The sequence below is a fragment of the Streptomyces sp. NPDC000348 genome (assembly GCF_042898795.1).
Lineage (GTDB): Bacteria > Actinomycetota > Actinomycetes > Streptomycetales > Streptomycetaceae > Streptomyces.
Genome location: NZ_JBIAZD010000034.1, coordinates 1 through 20,719 on the forward strand (window position 1 = coordinate 1; position 20,719 = coordinate 20,719).

Sequence of the window (20,719 nt, forward strand, 5' to 3'; positions counted from 1 at the left end):
TGCGCCGCACCCTCCGCGAACTCCAGTACCGCAGCGAAACCATCGACGGATGCCTCGCCGCAACCGGACTCACCCTGACGACATCACGCCGACAAGCTCAGTAACCGGTGAGATGCTGCGGGCGAAAGAGACGTCGGAACGCCGAGCCGACCCCGGCTCCAGGCACGATGACCGTCTCGCCGTAAGGGTGTCACCTGCCACCGCGCGACACTCCGCCGCCGTCGTGCCCGTGCCGAAGCAGACCCCCACTCGGTGCCTCTGAGACATGTCGCAATCTGGAGAAGGACGGCCACCGCGCTCAGCTCGCCGTCTGTGCGGGCGGGTGCTGCTGCGCTCACGGCGCGGTACGGACATGGCGGCCTCGTTCCCCGAGATCCAGGCGGCGGCCCTGGCGCAGCTGCCGGAGGACACCGGGATCGACGGCGAACTGATCGTCCGGGATGCCGCGGGCCGCCTCGCGTTCGAGCGGTTGCAGAACCGGCTCGCCCGGCGTGGTGCCGGGGCGGCCCGGGCGGTGGAAGAGTGGCCGACTCCCTTCGTCGCATTCCATCTGCTGCGGCTGTCCGGCACGGACATGACCGAATGGTTGTATCGGTGGCGCAGGACCGCGCTCAAGTCCGTGTTCGCCGCCCGCTGGCTGTCGGCCCCGACGCGGCGCAGGCCCGGATCACAGATCCGGGCCTGTGTTGTCTGAAGGCGTTGAGTCAGTGATTCCTAAGACCGTGTCCTACGTGGTGAGGCGTCGTTGAACTCGGCATGGGGCGGGGTACGTGGAGTTGGATCGTTCCGGACGGGCTGTGGGAGATCGCGAAGCCGCTGGTCCCTCCGTCGAAGGTGCGGCCGCAGGACGGCGGAACACAGGACATCCCTGATGAGACGCTGTTCGCCGCGATCATCTACGTGCTGGTGTCCGGCTGCGCCTGGCGTGCGTTGCCGCCGTGCTTCGGCGTCTCGAAGCCGACCGCCCATCGGCGGTTCCTGATCTGGTCGAGAGCCGGTGTCTGGGGCCGTGCTGCACCGGCTTGACGACGCCGGCCTCATCGACGTCACCCGCGTCGTGCTCGACGCCGCCCATGTCCGGGCTGAAAAAGGGGCGAACACACAGGTCCGAGCCCCGTGGACCGGGGCAGGCCGGGTTCCAGGATGCACGTCCTGTCGGACACGAACGGCCTGCCCCTCCTCGTCGGCGTCTCTGCGGGCAACACCCACGACAGCGAAGGACTGAAGCCCATGGTGGAGGGCCACCAAACGAGACACGACTCCCACCGCGGCCGGCACTTCAAGCCCCAGCGCCTGCACGCCGACAAGGCATACGACCGGGCTGACCTGCGCAAATGACTCCGCGGCAAGCGGATCGGCGTGCGCATCGCCCGCAAGGGCATCGAGTCCAGCAAGCGATGAGGACGACGCCGCTGGGTCATCGAGCGGACGATGTCCTGGCTGTCCGGCTACCGCCGCTTGAGCCCCCGCTACGAACGCGATCCCCGCAACTACCTGGCCTTTCCCGGACTCGCCGCCGCCCTGTGCTGCTACAAGCGACTCATCCGCCTCACCACGTAGGACACGGTCTAAGAACGCCTAACAAAATGAGTGCGGGTGACGGTCGGTTGTGCGTCAGTGATCGTTGTTGTCGCCGGACAGCCCCAGGGCGACGGTGCGTGCTCCCGGCGTGAATTCGGCGATGGTGTGTTCCCAGTGCTCGCCGGGCCAGTGGTACGTCACGCGGCCCTCAGCAGGGCGGTAGTGGGCTGTGTACACGGTGCCCAGCCAGTGGTCGTACGCGCGCTGGTACAGCGGTGGTCGCAGCATCGCCGGGACATCGATTCCCGCCGCCCGTACGGCGGCCAGCCGGGCCTGTGTCCGGGTGGTTCGTTCCTGCTCGTCAGGCACCGGCAGGTGCTGGTGGTTGGTGGCGCAGGAGTCCGGTGCCTCGGTCATCGGAATGTCGGGGCCCACGTGAACCGTCACGCTCCGGTCCGGGTCGACGAGAGTGACGTTCTGCGGGATCGCGACGGGCAGGGTGCGCAGTCCGCCGACCGCCTCGTCGACGGTCCGGCAGGTCTCCAAGAGGTAGCGCAGCACGAGGGGCATGGCGAATCCCGGTCCGTGGACGAATCGTCCGCCGAAGGTGAGCGACACCGCGAGGCCGGCGTCGTTCATGCCGTCCAGCAGGCCCCACCCCGCTTCCTGCATGCCGACCACGGGGCGCAGGAAGCGGGAGGAGACGATGGTGCCTTCGCAGTGCTCGGGGGCGAAGTCGTAGTTTCTGAGCAGCGTGCCTTCGTGGCCGATCTGGGTACAGCCGGAGAAGAACGGGCGCACAGTCGCCATGGTGAGAAGCGTCCTGGCATCAGGAGAGTCCAGTTGATCCGCGAGTCGGTCGAGCACGGGGACCAGTTCGGGCATGTGCGTATCGAAGAGTTGTCGGGCCTGCGCTGCGCCCTCGGGGGTCAGGCCCTCCTCGGTCAGCCAGTCCTCCGCCTTCGCCATGGCTGAACGGACATGCGCGGCCCACCGACCGTCTGCGCCGTCACCGATCTCAATGGCATGGAACGTCTTGACGTAGTGGCTCATGAGGTAGGACCCAACTAAATTTCAGGCCCACTTTTCAAGGGCACGCAGGCGTCGCCAGCAGATGAGTGCGCATCCCGGGGTGAGGAACGCTTCGTGGATGTCGTCGCGGATCTCCCAGCGGATCCGCAGGCGGCGGAACCCGTGCAGGTGAGTGAACGCGCGCTCTACGGCCCAGCGTTGGGCGCCGAGTCCGGATCCGTGTTCGGTGCCCCGGCGGGCGATCAGCGGTTTCACGCCGAGGCCCCAGACGAGCCGGCGGTACTTGTCGTGGTCGTAGCCGCGGTCACCGAGCACAGCGTCCGGCCGGCGTCGGGGCCGACCACGTTTGCCCCGCACAGGCGGCACGGCCTGGAGTAGTGGAATCAACTGGGTGACGTCGTTGCGGTTGCCGCCGGTCAGGGAGACGGCGAGCGGGATGCCGCTGACGTCGGTGATCAGATGGTGTTTGCTGCCCGTCCTGCCCCGGTCGACAGGGCTTCGTCCGGTCTTGACTCCCCCTTTAACGCCCGGATGCAGGAGCCATCGACCGCCGCCTGGGAGAAGTCCAAGGCGTTCGCAGCACGGAGTTCGGCGAGAAGGAACTCGTGCAGCCGGGGCCAGACACCGGCCTCGGTCCACTCGGCCAGGCGGCGCCAGCAGGTCATACCCGAGCCGAAGCCGAGTTCCTGCGGCAAGTGTTCCCAGGCGATCCCGGTGTGCAGCACGAACAGGATGCCCTGGAACACCAGCCGGTCCGGATGCCGCTTGCGTCCCGGATGCCGGACCCGACGTTCAACCTTGGGCAGCAGCGGCTCGATCACCGTCCACAACTCGTCATCGACTTCCCACGGCTTCGACCGAGCCACCCCACACCCCCGGATCAACATTCCCGGGGTGATCCAACCACCTCGGAGATCATTTCGTTAGGAGTTCTAAGAGCGGCCACCGGTCGGGGGACGGGGTGGTCTCCCACAACGCACAAGGCACAAGGCACCCGTGCCGTCGAGAGAGGTGTTTGACGTCCCAACTCATCAGCCAAAGAACCTCGTTGAACTGTTCTGACTTTTCCGCCGCCTCGGTGCGAGGGATCAGAGACTGGATGAGTCACGTGAGCGAGGACGGCTCCGGCAGCGAGGAGGCCAGCGCATCCGTGCCCAGGGCGCTGGAGCCAAGAACAAGCCGACCACCGCCGACAGAGTCCTGGCCGCCGTGCTCTACCAGCGCAAACTCGGCATCCGCGGCCTCCTCGCCCACCTCTCTTCGGAGTCAGCGCCAGCACCCTCACCAGGGCCGTTCACCAAGTCCAGCCCCTCCTGCCGAGCACGGCTGCACCATTCCACCCCCGGCAGCCGGACTCCGGACACCCGCTGACGTCACCGCGTTCCTCGCCAACAGCAACCCCATGAAGATCAAACCGGCATGTTGATTCTCCGCGAGCCCTACCGTGCACGAACTCGTCGGCAATATGCACCTTGGTTCCGATTTGCCTTCAAGTAGTTGAAGGTAGAGGAAGGCAAGTGCCGTTGGTCATTCATCCTGTTACATCTTGATGACCGGCAGGCGACATGCGGATTCATGGGTGGCGTGAAGGCGATCCTGGCTTCCCGTGGACCGTGGGCGCGCCCTCCAGTGACACGAAGAGGTCTGCTTGGCAAAGCTTTACCGCTAAAACCGCTGTTCAGAAGCACAGTGCGCGAAAGTGTTACCTCAAGCGGGTTTCTGTTCAAGTGCATTGAGTGATCAGTTGGCCAGTCGATGAGATCTGGACAACCGACCGTCCATCTCTGTCTGTTTGCTTAATTTCTTGAAAGCATCGAGCTATTCCAGGTGATGCGTACCGCCGCCTGGGCCCGGTCGTGCCGGTTCACGTCCGGTATCCGCGTCACCGGCCTTCGCGCGTACGGCCGGACACAAGGAGAGCTGCAGAAGTGACTGACAAACTGTCGTTGTTAAGACATCCTCCGATATCCGGATCCCACCCTCCTCGGGACGCTGTCACTCCGCGCAGGCGCGCGGTGCTGACCGCGGCGCTCACCGTGGGAGCGCTCCTGCTCCCGGTCGCTGCAGCCGCGGGCCCGGCCGCTTTCGCTGCGGACAAGGACCGGGCGCCCCGGCAGATCGAGGTCCGGCTCAAGCCTGAGGCCGGGAGCGTCGAACTCTCCGCCGAAGAGCGGGAGAAGCTGCTCAAGTCGGCCGCCGCCGACGGTGCCGCCACCGCCCGCCGGCTGAAGCTCGGCGACCGCGAGAAGCTCGTGCCGAGAGACGTCGTCAAGGACGCGGACGGTACCGTGCACACCCGCTACGAGCGCACCTACGCCGGGCTCCCGGTGCTCGGCGGCGACCTGGTCGTCCACCAGGACGGCGCCTCCAGGGCCGTCACCAAGGCCACCTCGGCGCAGATCGCTGTTGACACGGCCAAGCCCACCATCACCGTCGGCGCCGCCAGGAAGGAGGCGCTGGCAGCGGGCAAGGAGAAGGGAACCGCCAAGGCCACCACTCCGCAGGCCCCCCGCCAAGTCGTCTGGGCGGGCTCTGGGGAACCCGTCCTGGCCTGGGAGACCTTCGTCACCGGCGTCCGGCAGGACGGCACCCCGAGCCGCCTCCAGGTGGTGACTGACGCCACCACCGGCGAGCAACTGCACAGCGCGGAGCAGGTCCGCGCCGGTGAGGGCCAGGGTCAGTACAGCGGCCCCGTGCGGATCGGCTCGGTCCACAACGGCACCGCGTACGAGTTGACCGACCCGGCGCGCGGCAACCACCGGACCTACTCGTTCGCCCAGGACAACACGCAGAGCCTGCTCACCGACGACGACGATCACTGGGGCGACGGCACCGCCGCCCATGAGCAGACGGCTGCCGTGGACGCCGCATACGGCGCACAGAAGACGTGGGACTTCTACCAGGACCGGTTCGGCCGCAACGGCATCGCCGACGACGGGGTAGGAGCCCGCTCCCGGGTCCACTACGGCAGTGGATACGCCAATGCCTTCTGGGACGACCTGTGCTTCTGCATGACCTACGGTGACGGCATCGGCGACGCCCGGCCCGTGACCTCCATGGACATCGTGGCCCACGAGATGAGCCACGGCGTCACCTACGCCACCGCGAACCTGTACTACTCGGGTGAGTCGGGCGGCCTCAACGAGGCGACCAGCGACATCATGGCCGCAGCCGTGGAGTTCTACGCGGACAACCCGCTGGACACGCCGGACTACACCATGGCCGAGCTGATCGACCTGCGCGGCACCGGCCAGCCGATCCGGTACATGGACCGGCCCTCCAAGGACGCCTCCCCGAAGGGGACGTCCCAGGACTACTGGACCTCGGAGACCAGGAAGCTCGACCCCCACTTCAGCTCCGGAGTGGGCAACCACTTCTTCTACCTGCTCGCCGAAGGCAGCGGCCAGAAGACCATCAACGGCATCGTGTACGACAGCCCCACCTATGACGGCAACCCGGTCGCCGGCATCGGCATCGAGAACGCCGCCGCCATCTGGTACCGGGCCCTGACGGTCTACATGACCAGCCGCACCGACTACGCGGGCGCCCGCGTCGCTACACTCCGGGCCGCGGACGACCTCTTCGGCATGGCCGACGGCGCGTACACGGCCGTCGGCAACGCCTGGGCCGCGGTCAACGTCGGCCCCTCGTACGTCAACAACATCGCGGCCGTCGTGCCGTCCGCCCAGAAGTCCGCAGTGGGCCAACCCACCGAACTGCGGATCGACGCGGTCTCGACCCGTCCCGGCACTCTCGGCTACGCCGCGACCGGCCTACCCGCCGGACTGAACATCGACACCGCCACCGGGGTCATCAGCGGAACCCCGACGGCGGCGGGCGACTTCTCCACGGTCGTCACCGTCACGAACTCCGCCTCGGAAACCCGCGAACTGTCCTTCACCTGGTCCGTACTGGCCTCCGGCGGGGACTTCTTCACCAATCCGGCCCGGGTCGACATCCCCAACTGGGTCACCGTCGAGTCACCCATCACCGTCACAGGGCGGACCGGCAACGCGCCCGACGACCTCAAGGTGACCGTCGACCTCGTCCACGACTTCATCGGCGGACAAGTGATCAGCCTCGTCGCCGAGGATGGAACGGTGATCCTGGTGAAGGACTTCGTCTGGGACGAGGGCACAGAACTCCACGACACGTTCACCGTGGACGCGTCGGCCGTGCCCGCCAACGGCACATGGAACCTGCGCGTCACCGACAACACTCCCGGCATCTTCACCGTCGACCCCGGATATCTCGACGGCTGGAGCCTGGCCTTCTGAGACTCCCGTCCACCGCGGCGTGACCTCAAGGAGCCCGGTCTCCCCCGGACGGCCGGGCTCCGCCCCACTGACCGGGGGCAAGGCGGCACGGTGGCGTCCTGCATCTCGGAGTGTGCCAGGGCTAGCCGTCTTCAAACGGATCTTGCCCAGAGCAAGAGTGACGCGAGACTGACTGCTGCCTCGTATGAGGTGGCGGTTTTGTCGCATCTGATCGCGATGCCGCGGAAGCCCTTGAGCCGGTTGAAGCAGCGCTCGACGAGGTTGCGCCGACGGTAGGTCTCCCGGTCGAACCCTGGCGGTCGACCGCCGCGGCTCCCGCGCTGCAGCCGGTGCCGCCGCTGGTCGGCCTTCTCGGGAATGGTGTGCGCGATGCCGCGTCACCGCAGGTAGGCGCGGAAACCGCGGGAGCTGTAAGCCTTGTCCGCGATGACCTGGTCGGGTCGGCAGCGTGGCCGGCCGAGGCCGCTGCGGGGAACGCGGATACGTTCGAGCAGGATGCGTGCGCAGACACTGTCATGGCGCTGGCCCGGCGTGACGAGGAGGGCCAGAGGACGGCCCTTGCCGTCGCAGGCGAGGTGGACCTTGGTGGTCAGTCCGCCTCGGGATCGGCCGAGGGCGTGATCGTCCGGTTCGTCCTGCCGGTGTCTCCCCCTTTTCGGCCGGTGGCGGCGGCGTGCTGGTGGGCGCGGACGATGGTGGAGTCGATCTGGACCAGCCAATCGATGTCCCCGGCGGCGTCCGCCTGGGCCTGGATCTGCTGCAGGGCCCGGGTGAACACGCCGTCGATCGCGTAGCGGCGGAAGCGGGTGTAGACCGTCTGCCAAGGCCCGTAGCGTTCGGGCAGGTCACGCCACGAGATGCCGGTGCGGATCTTGTAGACCATCCCGTTGATGACCTGGCGGTCTGACACCCGGGGCCGTCCCATCGCGGCCCGCGGTATCAGCGGAGCGAGCAACTCCCACTCCTGATCAGTGAGTTCATGACGATGTACCACGACACCATGATCCACCACCCAGATGACCTTTGAAGACGGACCCTAGTCCAGCTCGGCGGCAGGTCCGCCTGTGGGCCGTCGTTCACCACGGAAAGCAGTCGTGAGAAGTTGGACGGCGACGGAGACGACGCCGACCTCGCTTTCGGCTGCCGGTTCCTCCCGCTTCCCCTGAAGCAACCGCTGGCCGACGGTCAAGACGCATGGCTGGGCAGCATCGACCCGCGATGGACCACCATTGCCGGTGACAGTGGGTGATCAGCCGCCGAAGCTGCGCGCCGAATACGCGACACCTCTACATGCGAGCCCACCAGTTACGGGGCCGGTCACGACGCCGGGCGGGCAGGGGGCGCCCGCCCGGCGTCGTGACCGGTGATTGTCAGACGTGCTGGGACGGCGGGCCGAACCACGTCCGCAGCGCTGCGGCGAGTTCGGCGGGTGCGGTGCCTGCCCACGCCACGTACCCGTCGGGGCGGACCAGGAGCGTCTCGCGTGGCGGAGCCCCGGGTGCGGCGGTGACGGTCAGCAGGTCCACCCGGTCGGACCAGGGGGAGGCCGTGTCCGCCAGCGTGTCCGCCTGCGGCGGGCACAGCAGCATCGGCCTGCCGTGGCGCGCCCGCTCCGCCAGCCGCACGGAGCCGCCGTCGGCGTTCACCCGGAGGTCGGCGACCCACCTGCCCGTCGACGGGTGCCCGCCTGGTGCGGCGGACGGGTAGACGACGTCGGATCCCGACATCATCGCGGCGATCCGGCGGGTCGCCGCAGGGTCCGCCAGCAGGCCGCCGAGCACTTCGCGCAGTGCGGTGACGTCGGCCCCGGGGGCCAGCAGTGCCGACTGCGCCCTGCTGGAGCTCATCACCCTGCGTCCGGCCAGGTGGCGTTCGGCGTGGTAGGTGTCCAGCAGGCCGGGCGGCGCCCAGCCGCCCAGCTCGGCGGCCAGCTTCCAGCCGAGGTTGGCCGCGTCCTGCAGGCCGAGGTTGAGACCCGGTGCGCCGACCGATGAATGCGCGTGTGCCGCGTCGCCTGCCAGGAAGACCCGGCCCCGTCGGTAGTGCTCCGCCAGACGCGAACTGGTGCCCGTCCGGCGGCGCAGTAGGTGCGTGCCGGTGCCGGTCGGTCGGCGCATCGACACCTCGCGGCCGGTCACGCGGGTCACCGCCGAGCGGACCTGGTCGAAGGTGACGGGCTCGTCTTCCTCCGGCCTGTCCCACTCCATGGTCACGACCCGGTGCGTGCCGGGATTGGCCGGGACGCAGGCGAACACGCCGTGCTCGGTCCGCCGGTAGGTGAGGCCGACGGGGGTGGAGTGGTCGTCGGTCAGCTCCGCCAGGTGCTCGTCGGAGAGCACGGCGTCCGCGGCGTAGGTGAGCGGATACGGGCTGCTCGTTCCCGTGAAGACGATGCCCGCCTGCCTACGGACCCTGCTGTGCGCGCCGTCACACCCGATCAGGTACCGGGTGCGTACCGTGCCCGTGGTCAGCCGCACCGTCACCCCGTCCGCGTCCTGCTCGAAGCCGACCAGCTCGCTGCCGCGGCGGATCTCGGCGCCCAGCTCCAGCGCCCGCTCCTCCAGCCGTGTCTCCAGGTCCCACTGGTGGACGGTGAAGCCGTACAGCTGGTTCTCCGGCCAGTCGTGCAGGCGCAGTGTCATCCCGCCGTAGAGGTACGCCTCCAGCGGCCGGGGAGGCTCGGTGTCCCCGGTGATGCGCTGGTACAGGCCGCGGTGGTCGAGCAGCCTTACGACCTGTCCCACGATGCCGCCCGCCTTGGGTTCCCGGGCGCGCTCGTGCGCGCTGTCGACCACCAGGGGCCGCACGCCGCACAGGTGCAGTTCGGCGGCCAGCATCAGACCGACCGGGCCTGCCCCCACGATCACCACGTCGGGATGTTCGGTGACGAACTCATTCACCAGTACTGCTCCATGTCTGTTGGCGCATGTGCCGGTTTTGGCCGTGCGCGTGAGAACGAAAGCGGTGCCATCGGCGGCGGTCAGCGGAAGTAGTGGCCGGCCTCCAGGTCGGCCAGGAGTCCGGGCTCGCGGGGGAACCAGCCCAGCAGGTCCTGCGTGTAGGCGCTCGAGGCCGGCTGGTCGACGGCGAGGAGGCCGCCGAGGAAGCCGAGGCTCTCGGCGGGCAGCGACGCGCTGGGCAGACCGAGGTGCCTGCCGATGACCTGGGCGACGGCCAGGATGGGTACGCCTTCGTCGCCGACCGCGTGCAGGACCGATCCGGCGGGGGCGTCCTCCAGTCCGGCGCGGAACAGCCGGGCCGCGTCGAGCACGTGCACGGCAGGCCAGCGCTGCGATCCGTCGCCGACGTAACCGGAAACGCCGTCCCTGCGCGCGATGGCGACGAGCTGGGCGATGAAACCGGCGTCGCCCTCGCCGTGCACGGACCGGGGCAGCCGCACCACGCAGGACCGGACGCCGTGCCGGGCGAGGTCGAGCACGGCGCGGGCGTTCGCCACGCGCACCGCGGCGGGACCGTCCCCGGCGGAGTCACTGCGCTCGGTGGCGAGAACGCCGGGTTCCGCCGGGGTTCCCGACGCCACCACCAGGGGCTTTCCCGAACCGGCCAGCGCCGCCCCCAGTGCCCCGAGTATTTCCCCCTCCTCCTTCACCGACTGTTCGAACCGGGAGAAGTCGTGGTCGAAGGCCAGGTGGATGACGCCGTCGACGCCGCGGGCCAGTGCGGCCACGGCGTCGAGGTCCGCCACGTCGCCGAGGACCGGCTCGCCCCCGGCCGCCGCCACGGCACGCGCCGAGGAGTCCGACCGGACGAGGCCGACGACCTGGTGCCCGGCGGCGAGGAGTTCACGCAGGACAGGGGAACCGATCCAGCCGGAGGCGCCGGTGACGAAAACGCGCATGAGTCGCTCTCTTCCACAGTGATGGGACTTGGTCCCGTCAACGTAGCACGGTGACGGGACCAAGTCCCATCGCCTATCCTGGGCGCATGAGCCGCTGGGAGCCGCAAGCGCGGGAACGACTTGTACGCGCCGCCGTGGAACTGTTCGACGAGCACGGTTACGACAACACCACCGTCGTGCAGATCGCCCAGCGGGCCGGCCTGACCAAAAGCACCTTCTTCAGGCACTTCCCGGATAAGAGGGAAGTGCTCTTCGCCGGCCAGGACGTACTGTGCGAGCTGCTGGCCGACGGGATCGACACCGCGCCCGACGAGGCAACGCCGCTGAGCGCCGTCGCGGCCGGCCTGGAGGCGGCGGCGGGCAACTTCACCCCCGAGCTGCGCGCGATCGGCCCCGCCCTGCGCGCCGTCGTCGAGAGCAACAGCGACCTGCGGGAGCGGGAGGCACTCAAGCACCACTCCTTCGCCGACGCCATGACGCTGGCGCTGCGCCGGCGCGGCATCGCCGACCCGGCGGCCGGGCTCGCCGCCTGGCTGGGCGTCCTCGCCTTCACCGACGCCTACGCGCGCTGGGTCGATCCCGCGTGCGATCAGGAGCTGACCGCACTGCTCCGCCTGAAACTCCGCGAATTGCGCACGGCCATTTCCTCCCTCGACTGAACCCTGCGCTTGCCGATAACCCCATCCGCCCTGATCGGAGCTGGTGTGCAGGGTGTGCGATGTCGAATGCGGTCGGTCGCGTCTGTGCCGTCGCACGGCTGTCGATCAACGCGGCATGATGACCGACCGTGCTGCTGCGACTGGCCTACTTGGGCATGGCGAACGCGTTCGTCATGCTGCGTCTGCTACCGATGAGCGATCGGGACAAGGACATGGAGATCCTCGCCCTGCGCCACCGGCTGTCGGTGCTGGAGTGCCGACTCGGTAAGGAGTCGGTAAGGAGAAGGTGCGCTTCGGTCCGAGTGACCGGGCTTTCCCGGCGGCGCTGCTGTACCGGCTGCCACGGAACGTGCTGTGCAGGCTGCGGCTGCTGGTGCGGCCGGACACGAGGCTCCGTTGGCACCGCGACCCGGTCGCCCGCCGCCGCGCCGCCGAGACCAGGCCGAAGCACCCGGGCCGACCCCGCACCGTGCGCTCCGTCCGCGCCTTGGTGCTGCGCCTGGCACGGGAGAATCCCGCGCGGGGCTGCCGGCGCCTCCACGGCGAGTTGCTGGTGCCGGGCGTGAAAGGCCGCCGCCTCCACGGTCTGGGAGATCCTGCGGGAGGCCGGGATCGCCCCGGCGCCCGAACGGACCTCCAGCACGTGGGCGAACTTCCTGCGCTCCTGGGCCGACGCGCTGGTGGCCTGCGACTTCTTCGAGACGGTCCCCCTTGACCGGGGCACGACCGTAGGTGTTCGCCGTGCTCGAGCACGCCGGCCGGCGGATCCGGATCCCGGGCGCGACCGCACACCCGGCGGCCTCGTGGGTGGCGCAGGCCACGAGGAATTCCCTCATGGGCCCGGAAGATGTCGACCGCCGGGCACGGTTCCCGATCCGGGACCGGGACGGGAAGTCCCCGTCCTGTTCGACGCAGCCCTCGCCGATGCGGGGATCGAGGTCGTGCTCAGCGGTGTCCGGATGCCGCGGATGAATGCGGTCATGGAACGCTGGGCGCAGACCTGTAGGCGCGAGCTGCTGGACCGGACCTTGATCCAGGATCAGCGGCATCCGCTCCACGCCCTGCAAAAAACTCGAACATTTTTCCCATGTGCACCGGCCCCGTCAGGGCATCGCGAACGACGGCTCGTTGAACCCGTTGCCCCCGCCGATCGTCGATCCGGACCAGATCGCCTGCCTCGAGGTACGACGACGCGATCAACTCGGCGGCCTTCTCCACGAGTACAAGCATGCCGCCTGACCTGCCCGGACAAGGATTTCGGCAAGGGCAACCTTCAAGACAGTGCCCCGAAGGACCTGCCCGAAGCGCAGATTCCCCCGGATTTCCTCCCACTCTGCATCCGTAGCCACGAAGCGCATCTTCGCAGCCCCGCTCGTGCCTGAAGCAGCCCGATCTCGGAGTAAGCATGAACTCACACCAAGATCGGGCTCAATTCGCCAACAGCATCCGGTCCGGCCGGGGCGGTCGTGCGTCACGCAGGGAACGGGGAGTCTGCGCTCACACGCCCGTCTTGCTGACCAGTTCGACGAGGGCGTCGGCTGCCGGTCCCGAGGAGGCGGGGTTCTGGCCGGTGATCAGCAGGCCGTCCTGGACGACGTAGGGCTGCCAGTCTTCGGTCTTGGTGTAGCGGCCGCCCAGGCGCTTGAGTTCGTCCTCGACGAGGAAGGGGACGATGTCGGTGAGGGCGACGCCCTCCTCCTCGGAGTTGGCGAATCCGGTGACGTCCTTGCCCTGCACCAGCGGCGTGCCGTCCTCGTCGACGGTGTGGCGCAGGACACCGGGTGCGTGGCAAACCACTGCCAGCGGCTTGCCCGAACGAAGGGTCGTCTCGATCAACTGCTTGGAGTCCGGGTCCTCGGCGAGGTCCCACAGCGGGCCGTGGCCGCCGGGGTAGAAGACCGTGTCGAAGTCGTCGGCCGTGACCGAGTCCAGGCGGACGGTGTTCGCCAGTGCCGTGATCGCCTCCGTGTCCGTTTCGAAGCGCCGGGTCAGTTCGGTCTGGAAGTCCGGCTCGTTGCTCTTGGGGTCCAGGGGCGGCCGGCCGCCCTTCGGGGAGGCGAGGGTGATCTCCCAGGCGGCCTCCTGGAAGCGGTAGTAGGGCGCGGCGAGTTCCTCCAGCCAGAAGCCGGTCTTGCGGCCGGTGTTGCCGAGCTCGTCGTGCGAGGTGAGGACGATGAGAACCTTCATGCTGCGCTTCTCCTTCTAGTAGACCAGTCGTCTATGATTGGGTAAATGAAAGCCCGCACCTCTCGGCCGGGTGTGGACCCGCCGGGCTCAGAGGTGAAGCAGCTGCCGGGTCGCAGTCATAGCGGTGTCGAGTGGTGCGAGGCTGCGATGGATCTTGGCCATGACGCTCGCACCGAGCCACATGTCGTACAGGGCCTGCGCCGTACCGCGGGGATCGCCGTCAATCACGATCGATCCGTCTTTGAGACCGTCGGCGATCACGCGCTCGATACGGCCGACGATGGCACTGGTGCCCGCCTTCATGACCAACCGCATCGTCTCTGACAGGTCTGCGACTTCGGCACCGAGCTTCACAGCGAGACACTTGCCCTGGCACTCGTCGAGACTCTGCGTCTCCCGCCACTGCTGCCAGTAGGCCATGAGCCGCCCTGCGGCCGACTTGCCGGGCTGCGCGAGAACGCGGTCCATGTCGGAGACGTACTCGTCGAAGTAGTTCTTCAGGAGCGCTTCACCAAAGGCGTCCTTGGAAGTGAAGTAGTAGTAGAAGGAGCCCTTCGGCACGCCGGCCTCCGCGAGCACCTCGTTGATACCGACCGCGGAGTAGCCCTTGCGGGCCATGATCCGCTGAGCGACATCAAGGATGCTTCGTCGAGTGTCGGTGCTGCGTGCGGTAGCGGGCATGAGAAAAAACGTAGCATGCAAATAGACCGGTCGTCTACAAACGGGTGCGGTACGGGGAGTCCTGGGGGCGCTGTCACATTATTGGGTGCGTGGGTCTCTGGCGGCGCGTCGGGGTGTGGTAGGGGCCGGGTTCCGGGCCGGTGCTCAGGCCTTGGCGGGCTGGCCGGCGGCGCCGGTGATCTGGTCCCAGATGGCGAAGCGGAGGGTCATCTCGGCGCGGTAGTCGGGGGCGGTCATCAGGTGGCGGCGGGACCGGAAGTGGGGTGAGATGCCGCTGAACGCGGCCAGGAACCGCTGGGTTCCGCCAACGCTACGGAAGCCTTTCATGGCGCGTTCGCGCTGCCGGGCGGGCTGGTGGCTGTTCTCGGCCCGGTTGTTCAGACCCTTGTGCGAGCGGTGCTCGACCGAGGGCATGACCTCGCGGTGGGCCGCGCCGTAGGAGCGCAGCTTGTCGGTGACGACCACCCGGGGCACCGTGCGGGTCGTCTTCAGCAGGCGGCGGAAGAAACGCCTGGCCGCGGCCGTGTCCCGCCGGTTCTGCACGAGGATGTCCAGCACATTGCCGTCCTGGTCCACGGCCCGCCACAGGTACTTCCGCTCTCCGTTGATTCTCACGAAGACCTCGTCCAGGTGCCATTTGTCGCCCGGCCGGGGCCGCCGGCGGCGCAGGCCGTTCGCGTAGATCTGCCCGAACTTCGCGCACCAGCGCCGGACCGTCTCGTGGGAGACGAGCACACCGCGCTCGAGCATGAGCTCCTCGACCTCGCGGAAGCTGAGCGGGAAACGGAAGTACAGCCACACGCAGTGCGCGATCGCCCCGACCGGGTACCGGTGCCCCTTGTACGACGGCGACGCGGACGACACGAACGAACCCCTCCCCGGCACAACCAACCCCAAGATCATCCCAGACCGGTCAGCCAACGTGACAACGCCGTCCCAAGCGCTGGCGTCAATCGCCAAAGCCGTCCTCACCCTGGACGGCAAGGGCAATGAAGCCCAGTGACGCAGATCACTGATCTTTCCCCGTAGCTGTCTCGCCCGACCGGCAATCCCGAGGGCCTTCGGACGTCTGTCGGGATGGATGCGCCTCCAGCAGAGGGCCGCCGCAAGGGAAGCCACCCATGACGGACGGTCAGCCAACAAGCCGAAACCGATGATTCGAGGACCGAAAATGTCAGTACGTCACGCCGTCTGCAGCCTGCGTCCGGGACGGGTCCGCGCCGCTCTGGGTGTCAGCGCAGTGGGCGCCGCGCTGGCCCTTGGTGGGGCCTTCACGGCCCACGCCGCATCCGCTGCGGCGGATGTCCCGCCGATACGCAGAAGGCGCACAAGGTTTCTCCTCTGACGTCCGCTTCCACCGGGAAGCACGCCAAGCCCTACGTGTCCGGATCGGAGACGCCTGGCGAGAGCTCCGAGACAGACGTCCCCGCCGACGCGCTGCCCGCCCAGCCGGCGCAGCCGCCCGCGGCTCCGGCCGGATGAGGCTCGTCAGTGGTGTGGCCGCTGATCGACGCTAGGTCGTTCGGCGACATCAGATGATTGCGCGTTGCACGGCTCGGGCCCTGCACGCACGGTCCGTCCGCCCGGGACTCCGGGCGGACGGACCGGTACCGCGACGTCCAGGAGACATGTGAGAACAGCGACGTTCCCAACCGCCGCAACGTCGGTTGCCTGGTGGCGGAGCATGCGCAGACCGGTACACCCCTTGTTCCGTGGCGGAGCCAATCTGATGCGCCGAACGCAGGACGGACTCGCTCTGCGTTCACCGGGAAGCCGACAGGACAGCGGGAGAAAACTGGTCGAAGCCGCACTCTCCGGCACGGCGACAGCCGGGGACGAGCACGGCTTCAGCGAGCTCTACCAGCATCGCCGCCTGGCACTGGTGCGGCTGGCCGTGCTTCTGGTGGACGACCTTCCCACGGCCGAGGATGTGGTGCAGGACGCCTTCGCGGCGCTCCTGCGCCGCCACGGCCGTCGGCTCGCGGACCTGGACGACCCCGAGGCGTACTTGCGCACCAATGTGGTCAACGCGGCGCGCTCGGTTCTGCGCCGGCGTCGTACGGCACGCGCCTACATTCCTGAGCGTGAACGCCATGTCCCGCCCGCCGACAAGAGCGTGCTCCTTGCCGAGACCCATCAGGAAGTGATCAACGCGTTGCAGCGTCTCACCCGTCGGCAGCGCGAGGTCCTGGTCCTGCGCTATTGGTCAAATCTCACCGAAGCCCAGATCGCCGACACCCTCAACGTCTCCCGCGGGACGGTCAAGTCAACTGCCAGCCGGGCCCTGGACGCTCTCGGCAGACACCTGGAGACACCTCGATGACCGGGCACCCCTCTCAGCCACGCCCCCGCCCATTGTGCTGTCGGCGGCCTGCGGAGATCTGGCGATGAGCCGCAACCGGATCCGCAACGAGGCGATCGAACAACGACTGCGCGACGCCCTGGAAGCCCGCGCCAACAGCGTTGACGTGAAAGACCTGCGGCTGGCCGCCCTTCCCGTCAGGCCCAGGTGGTCTTTCCTCCCCTCCCGCCGGACCGCCCTTGTGTTGTTCGGCCTGGCTGCGGCCGCTGCTTGTGTACTGCTCGCCGTCAGGTACGGCATTTCAGACAGCCCGGTCCATCCCGCTGGCACCCCCTCGCATTCACCAAGCCCGCCCGCGTCTCAGAGAGCGGTATGTGGCGTGATGCCGCGTTTGTTGTCGCTGGAACGTGTGGCACTGGCGTATCGGGACTGATCGGGGAGTCCTGTCGTGCTGGAGTGTTCTTCGTGAGCGACCGCCAGCCCTACAAGAGCGACTTATCCGACGAGCGGTGGGCCCTGATCGAGCCCGTCATCGCCTCCTGGAAGGCCCGGCATCCCTCCGTCAGTGGCCATCAGGGCGCCTACGAGATGCGGGAGATCGTCAACGCCCTGCTCTACCAGTCCCGTACCGGCTGCCAGTGGGACTACCTCCCCCACGACCTGCCCCCGGTCGGCGCGGTGAAGTACTACTTCTACAAGTCGCGCGACGACGGCACCGACCAGACCATCCACGACCTGCTGCGCTGGCAGGTCCGCGAGAGCCGGGGCGCAAGGCCGACCCGAGCCTGGTGGTGCTCGACACCCAGAGCCTGCACACGGCCGCCGGGGTGCCCGCCGACACCACCGGAAGGGACGCGGCAAAAAAGTCCCAGGCCGCAAGCGCGGCCTGGCAGTTGATGTTCTCGGTCTGGTGATCGCGGTGGTGGTGCTGGCCGCGTCCGCGCACGACAACGCTGCCGGCATCGCCTTGCTGGACAAGGTCGCCGCCGACACCGACACGGTGCAGAGGGCCCTGGTGGACCAGGGGTTCAAGACCACCGTCGTCGACCACGGGCAGAAGGTGGGCATCGACGTCGAAGTCGTCGAGCGCAACCCGGCAGACAGCGGGTTCGTCCCGCAGCCCAAGAGGTGGGTAGTGGAACAGGTGAACGGGATCATGATGCTGCACCGCAGGCTGGTACGGGACTACGAGCACCGGCCCGCCTCCGCCGAGTCGAGGGTGTACTGGGCCATAAGCGACCGGATGGCCCGGATGCTCACCGCGACCTCCACCCCCACCTGGCGCGGCGCATGAGCGGCAGCGAGCTGACCTTGGGAGCGGTGCTGACGCACCTGGAGGAGCAAGAGCGCGAGATCGCCGCGCAGGCCGAAGCTACGCGGGGACGCATCGCGGAACTCACCGCGCAACTGGAGGAGTTCGACCGGGTCGCCGAGGAGATCCGCATCACCCGCAAGACCCTGCTGGCGCTGCCCGATCCGTCCCCGCCGACGCCGCCGGCCGCGAAGCTGCCGGACCGTCCGGCCTACCGGCAGATCATGGCGGTGTTCGCCGCGGCCGACGCCCCGCTGCGGGCACGGGCGGTCTGCGAGGCGATGGATCTGGAGATCGCGCCCAGCAACGTCAACAACGTCCGGCTGAAGCTCAAGCGGCTGGCCGAACGCGGGATCCTGACAGAGCCCGAGCAGGGGTTGTTCACCCAGCCACGGCCATAGCCAGCCACGTCACACCGCACGGGCGGAGTCGAACCGGCGCCGAGCCTCCTCGATGTGGTCTAGATAGGTACGGGTCCAGGCGCACATACCGTTGACCGTGGCGCGCAGTGCCTGGCCGGCTTCGGTGAGGCGGTATTCGACACGTGGCGGCACCACCGGATGAACGGTCCTGTCGACCAGCCCGTCCCGTTCGAGGTGCCGCAGTGTCTGGGACAGCATCTTGTGGCTGATGCCTCCGACCTGCGTCTGCAGCTCGGTGAACCGCAGGGTTCGGTCGGCCAGGACGTTGATGAGCAGCAACGCCCATTTGTTGGCCACGCCCGTGAAGACCTCACGGGCCAGCGAGTCGGCGCGGGTGAGATCCGTGTCGGCCGGATCACGGGCGGGGTGCTTGGTTACCACGAGGTGCCCCTCTCACGGAAAGGTGCGTTCTTCCAGTTCGGAGCATACTCTCCTACGGTTAGTCCGTATCTGCTGGAAACCACGGCAGCCTGAACGGACCCCTGGAGCAACGATGATCCTCAAGACGTACGCCCGCGTTTGGGCCGACGACCTGAGCACGGCCCTCCCCCTGCTGGAGCGCCTGACGGGAACGCGTCCGGACTTGCACTTCGCCTTCGATGAGATCGAGCTCGCCGCCATCGGTGACTTCCTGGTCATCGCCGGACCTGCCGAGGAACGCGCTCGGTATGCCCACGCCACGGCCACAGTGATTGTCTCCGACCTGGACCAGGCGCGCGTGGCACTGGACGAGGCAGGCGCCGAGATCACCACAGAGGAGGCAACCAGCGCAACCGGCCGCTTCCTCTACGCCCGTCATCAGGGCGGAGTGGAGGCCGAGTACGTCGAATGGAAGCCGGAGGTGCGGCGTCAGGTACTCGGCGCGTAGGTGTCGGCCGGCTCCTTCGAAGCACGACGGGGCTGTTTGCGAACGGGAGCCGCGTGCCAGCAACTAGCCGGACGAGCAGTCGCTGGTACACGGCTTCCGTTCACTCACCCAGCCAACCCCAGCAGACCACGCACCGCGGACCTCCGCCCACACCTCACACCATCAGACGACCACAGAATCACTCAAAGACTCACGAACCGCCCTCTGAGACCGAAGATCGACCTGAAGCCGCGCCCGCGTGCAATCTTCTCCGATCAGCGTCCTCACGCACCACTTCGAGGACGCAGCCGCGCCCTGTCCGCCCACGGACCCCTACGAACTGAACACGCTGGCCGAGGTGTTCGACCGTCTCCCCGACCCGCGCCGGGTACGAGGACTCCGATACCGGCTCGGCTCACTGCTGGGTCTGTGCCTGGTCGCAGTGCTCGGCGGCACGCGACCGCTTGCGCAGATCGCTCGCTTCGCGGCCGACGCCGCGCCTGAGGTGCACGATCAGCTGGGGCTCAACCGGGCCACCCCGAACGCCTCCACTCTCGGACGCCTGCTGGCACGACTGAACGGGGACACGGTCGACAATGCGGTGGGCGCCTGGCTGGCCCGCCGCGCCACCGACCCGGTCGACGAACCTGACCGGCTGACCGGGCTGGCTGTCGACGGCATGCACACCCAGCGCGAGCACGCCCACCATATTGTTGCGGCCGGCGGCCACTATCTGCTGATGGTCAAGGGCAACCAGCAAAAGCTCCGCAAGCAGATCAAACGCCTGCCTCGGAGCGAGATTCCGTTGCAGGGCCGCACCACCACAACCGGCCATGGACGGCGTGAGATCCGCCGGCTCAAGGTATGCACCGTCGCGCGCGGTCTGCGCTTCCCGCACGCCGTCCAGGCCATACAGATCAAACGCCGCCGCGTGAGCTACCGGGCCGGCAGGGTCCAGACGAAGACCGTCTACGCCGTCACCAGCCTCTTCCCCGAACAGGCAGGCCCCGCACGTCTGGCCGAACTCGTTCAGGACCACTGGTCCGTGGAAGCCCTGCACCACGTGCGAGACGTCACACTCCTCAAGATCACTTCCTGAGAACGCATCGGTCCTGCTGGGAGAGTGACCTCGTCATCGGCAGCAGCTCCCGTTCCGCCATCGCCACCCTGGTCGAACGCAGCACTCGCTTCCTGATGCTGGTCCGTCTTCCCCACGGCCATGGAACTGCTGCCGTCCGCCAGGCGTTGGTCGACACCGTTCAGGCTCTTCCGCCTCACCTGAAACGGTCCTTGACCTGGGACCAAGGCGCTGGAATGGCTGCCCATGACGCCTTCAGCACCGCCACGGACGTTCCGGTCCACTTCTGTGACCCCGGCAGCCCCTGGCAACGAGGCTCCCACGAGAACACGAACGGCCTCCTGCGGCAGTACTTCCCCAAGGGCAGCAGTTTGTCCGGGCACACCCGCGCCCACCTCGGCACAGTCGCTGCCGAACTCAACAGCCGCCCACGCAAGACGCTCGGCTGGGAAACCCCAGCCGAGCGTCTGTCCAGACTGCTCGCCACCGCACGTCGGTGATCACGTGTTGCAACGGCCCCTGGAATTCGCCGATGCCCCGGG

16 protein-coding genes and 6 pseudogenes are annotated in these 20,719 nt (G+C 68.1%); 13 read left to right on the forward strand and 9 right to left on the reverse strand.

Going from position 1 to position 20,719, the window contains the following annotated elements:
* Positions 1–352 precede the first annotated feature (352 nt).
* Both ACFY3N_RS35270 and ACFY3N_RS35275 read left to right on the forward strand, forming a co-directional pair.
* Positions 353–694 (forward strand): hypothetical protein, encoded by a 342-nt coding sequence (locus ACFY3N_RS35270; RefSeq protein ID WP_390820877.1) that lies wholly within the window; start codon positions 353–355, stop codon positions 692–694.
* 62 nt (positions 695–756) lie between these two features.
* A pseudogene (locus ACFY3N_RS35275) lies at positions 757–1,560 on the forward strand (IS5 family transposase).
* Positions 1,561–1,614: 54 nt separating this feature from the next.
* On the opposite strand, the gene ACFY3N_RS35280 reads toward ACFY3N_RS35275, so the two are convergent.
* Complete coding sequence (locus tag ACFY3N_RS35280) at positions 1,615–2,490, reverse strand: C45 family autoproteolytic acyltransferase/hydolase (RefSeq protein WP_390820878.1); 876 nt, start codon at positions 2,488–2,490, stop codon at positions 1,615–1,617.
* A gap of 105 nt (positions 2,491–2,595) precedes the next feature.
* Positions 2,596–3,440 (reverse strand): IS5 family transposase gene (locus ACFY3N_RS35285; RefSeq protein WP_390820879.1). Its coding sequence is split into 2 segments (ribosomal slippage): positions 2,596–3,087 and positions 3,090–3,440, totalling 843 coding nucleotides; the frame shifts between segments, so codons are not numbered across the junction.
* Positions 3,441–3,642: 202 nt separating this feature from the next.
* Here ACFY3N_RS35285 and ACFY3N_RS35290 point away from each other — a divergent pair.
* Together ACFY3N_RS35290 and ACFY3N_RS35295 are read left to right on the forward strand one after the other, a co-directional pair.
* Positions 3,643–3,979: pseudogene (locus ACFY3N_RS35290) on the forward strand (transposase family protein); the annotation flags it as partial.
* Positions 3,980–4,568: 589 nt separating this feature from the next.
* Positions 4,569–6,830, forward strand: coding sequence for a M4 family metallopeptidase (locus ACFY3N_RS35295; protein WP_390820880.1), 2,262 nt, complete (start codon positions 4,569–4,571; stop codon positions 6,828–6,830).
* A gap of 131 nt (positions 6,831–6,961) precedes the next feature.
* Here ACFY3N_RS35295 and ACFY3N_RS35300 read toward each other — a convergent pair.
* A pseudogene (locus tag ACFY3N_RS35300) lies at positions 6,962–7,824 on the reverse strand (IS5 family transposase).
* A 126-nt stretch (positions 7,825–7,950) separates the two neighbouring features.
* Between ACFY3N_RS35300 and ACFY3N_RS35305 the strand changes: the two are divergent.
* Positions 7,951–8,079 (forward strand): annotated as a pseudogene (locus ACFY3N_RS35305) (DNA mismatch repair protein MutT); the annotation flags it as partial.
* A 121-nt stretch (positions 8,080–8,200) separates the two neighbouring features.
* Here the strand turns inward: ACFY3N_RS35305 and ACFY3N_RS35310 are convergent.
* Together ACFY3N_RS35310 and ACFY3N_RS35315 are read right to left on the reverse strand one after the other, a co-directional pair.
* Positions 8,201–9,730, reverse strand: a complete 1,530-nt coding sequence (locus tag ACFY3N_RS35310; protein ID WP_390820881.1) for an FAD-dependent monooxygenase — start codon at positions 9,728–9,730, stop codon at positions 8,201–8,203.
* Between the two features lie 80 nt (positions 9,731–9,810).
* On the reverse strand, positions 9,811–10,689 hold the full coding sequence (locus tag ACFY3N_RS35315) for an SDR family oxidoreductase (RefSeq protein ID WP_390820882.1): 879 nt from the start codon (positions 10,687–10,689) through the stop codon (positions 9,811–9,813).
* Between the two features lie 86 nt (positions 10,690–10,775).
* Here ACFY3N_RS35315 and ACFY3N_RS35320 point away from each other — a divergent pair, with 86 nt between their 5' ends.
* On the forward strand, positions 10,776–11,348 hold the full coding sequence (locus ACFY3N_RS35320; protein ID WP_390820883.1) for a TetR/AcrR family transcriptional regulator: 573 nt from the start codon (positions 10,776–10,778) through the stop codon (positions 11,346–11,348).
* Between the two features lie 1,497 nt (positions 11,349–12,845).
* Here the strand turns inward: ACFY3N_RS35320 and ACFY3N_RS35325 are convergent.
* The 3 genes from ACFY3N_RS35325 to ACFY3N_RS35335 form a co-directional block, all read right to left on the reverse strand.
* Positions 12,846–13,535, reverse strand: a complete 690-nt coding sequence (locus tag ACFY3N_RS35325; protein WP_390820884.1) for a type 1 glutamine amidotransferase domain-containing protein — start codon at positions 13,533–13,535, stop codon at positions 12,846–12,848.
* Positions 13,536–13,622: 87 nt separating this feature from the next.
* Positions 13,623–14,216: a TetR/AcrR family transcriptional regulator gene (locus tag ACFY3N_RS35330; RefSeq protein ID WP_390820885.1), complete on the reverse strand. Its 594-nt coding sequence runs from the start codon at positions 14,214–14,216 to the stop codon at positions 13,623–13,625.
* 144 nt (positions 14,217–14,360) lie between these two features.
* Complete coding sequence (locus tag ACFY3N_RS35335; protein WP_390820886.1) at positions 14,361–15,119, reverse strand: IS6 family transposase; 759 nt, start codon at positions 15,117–15,119, stop codon at positions 14,361–14,363.
* An 826-nt stretch (positions 15,120–15,945) separates the two neighbouring features.
* Here ACFY3N_RS35335 and ACFY3N_RS35340 point away from each other — a divergent pair.
* The 4 genes and pseudogenes from ACFY3N_RS35340 (at position 15,946) to ACFY3N_RS35355 (ending at position 18,231) form a co-directional block, all read left to right on the forward strand.
* Positions 15,946–16,539 carry a SigE family RNA polymerase sigma factor gene (locus ACFY3N_RS35340; protein ID WP_390820887.1) on the forward strand — a complete coding sequence of 198 codons (594 nt, stop codon included), beginning with the start codon at positions 15,946–15,948 and terminating at the stop codon, positions 16,537–16,539.
* A 64-nt stretch (positions 16,540–16,603) separates the two neighbouring features.
* The gene (locus ACFY3N_RS35345) at positions 16,604–16,951 is read left to right on the forward strand and encodes a hypothetical protein (RefSeq protein ID WP_390820888.1); all 348 of its coding nucleotides are present in this window, start codon (positions 16,604–16,606) and stop codon (positions 16,949–16,951) included.
* Between the two features lie 32 nt (positions 16,952–16,983).
* Positions 16,984–17,812: pseudogene (locus tag ACFY3N_RS35350) on the forward strand (IS5 family transposase).
* Positions 17,809–18,231 (forward strand): hypothetical protein, encoded by a 423-nt coding sequence (locus tag ACFY3N_RS35355; protein ID WP_390820889.1) that lies wholly within the window; start codon positions 17,809–17,811, stop codon positions 18,229–18,231. Before ACFY3N_RS35350 ends, ACFY3N_RS35355 begins: the two are co-directional and overlap by 4 nt.
* A gap of 9 nt (positions 18,232–18,240) precedes the next feature.
* Here ACFY3N_RS35355 and ACFY3N_RS35360 read toward each other — a convergent pair whose 3' ends face one another.
* Positions 18,241–18,633: a winged helix-turn-helix transcriptional regulator gene (locus ACFY3N_RS35360; RefSeq protein WP_390820890.1), complete on the reverse strand. Its 393-nt coding sequence runs from the start codon at positions 18,631–18,633 to the stop codon at positions 18,241–18,243.
* A 112-nt stretch (positions 18,634–18,745) separates the two neighbouring features.
* Here ACFY3N_RS35360 and ACFY3N_RS35365 point away from each other — a divergent pair, with 112 nt between their 5' ends.
* The 3 genes and pseudogenes from ACFY3N_RS35365 to ACFY3N_RS35375 form a co-directional block, all read left to right on the forward strand.
* Positions 18,746–19,120, forward strand: coding sequence for a VOC family protein (locus ACFY3N_RS35365; RefSeq protein WP_390820891.1), 375 nt, complete (start codon positions 18,746–18,748; stop codon positions 19,118–19,120).
* Positions 19,121–19,457: 337 nt separating this feature from the next.
* Positions 19,458–20,198, forward strand: a complete 741-nt coding sequence (locus tag ACFY3N_RS35370; protein WP_390820894.1) for an ISAs1 family transposase — start codon at positions 19,458–19,460, stop codon at positions 20,196–20,198.
* Positions 20,114–20,677: pseudogene (locus ACFY3N_RS35375) on the forward strand (IS30 family transposase); the annotation flags it as partial. The gene ACFY3N_RS35370 and the pseudogene ACFY3N_RS35375, both read left to right, overlap by 85 nt.
* Between the last annotated feature and the right edge of the window lie 42 nt (positions 20,678–20,719).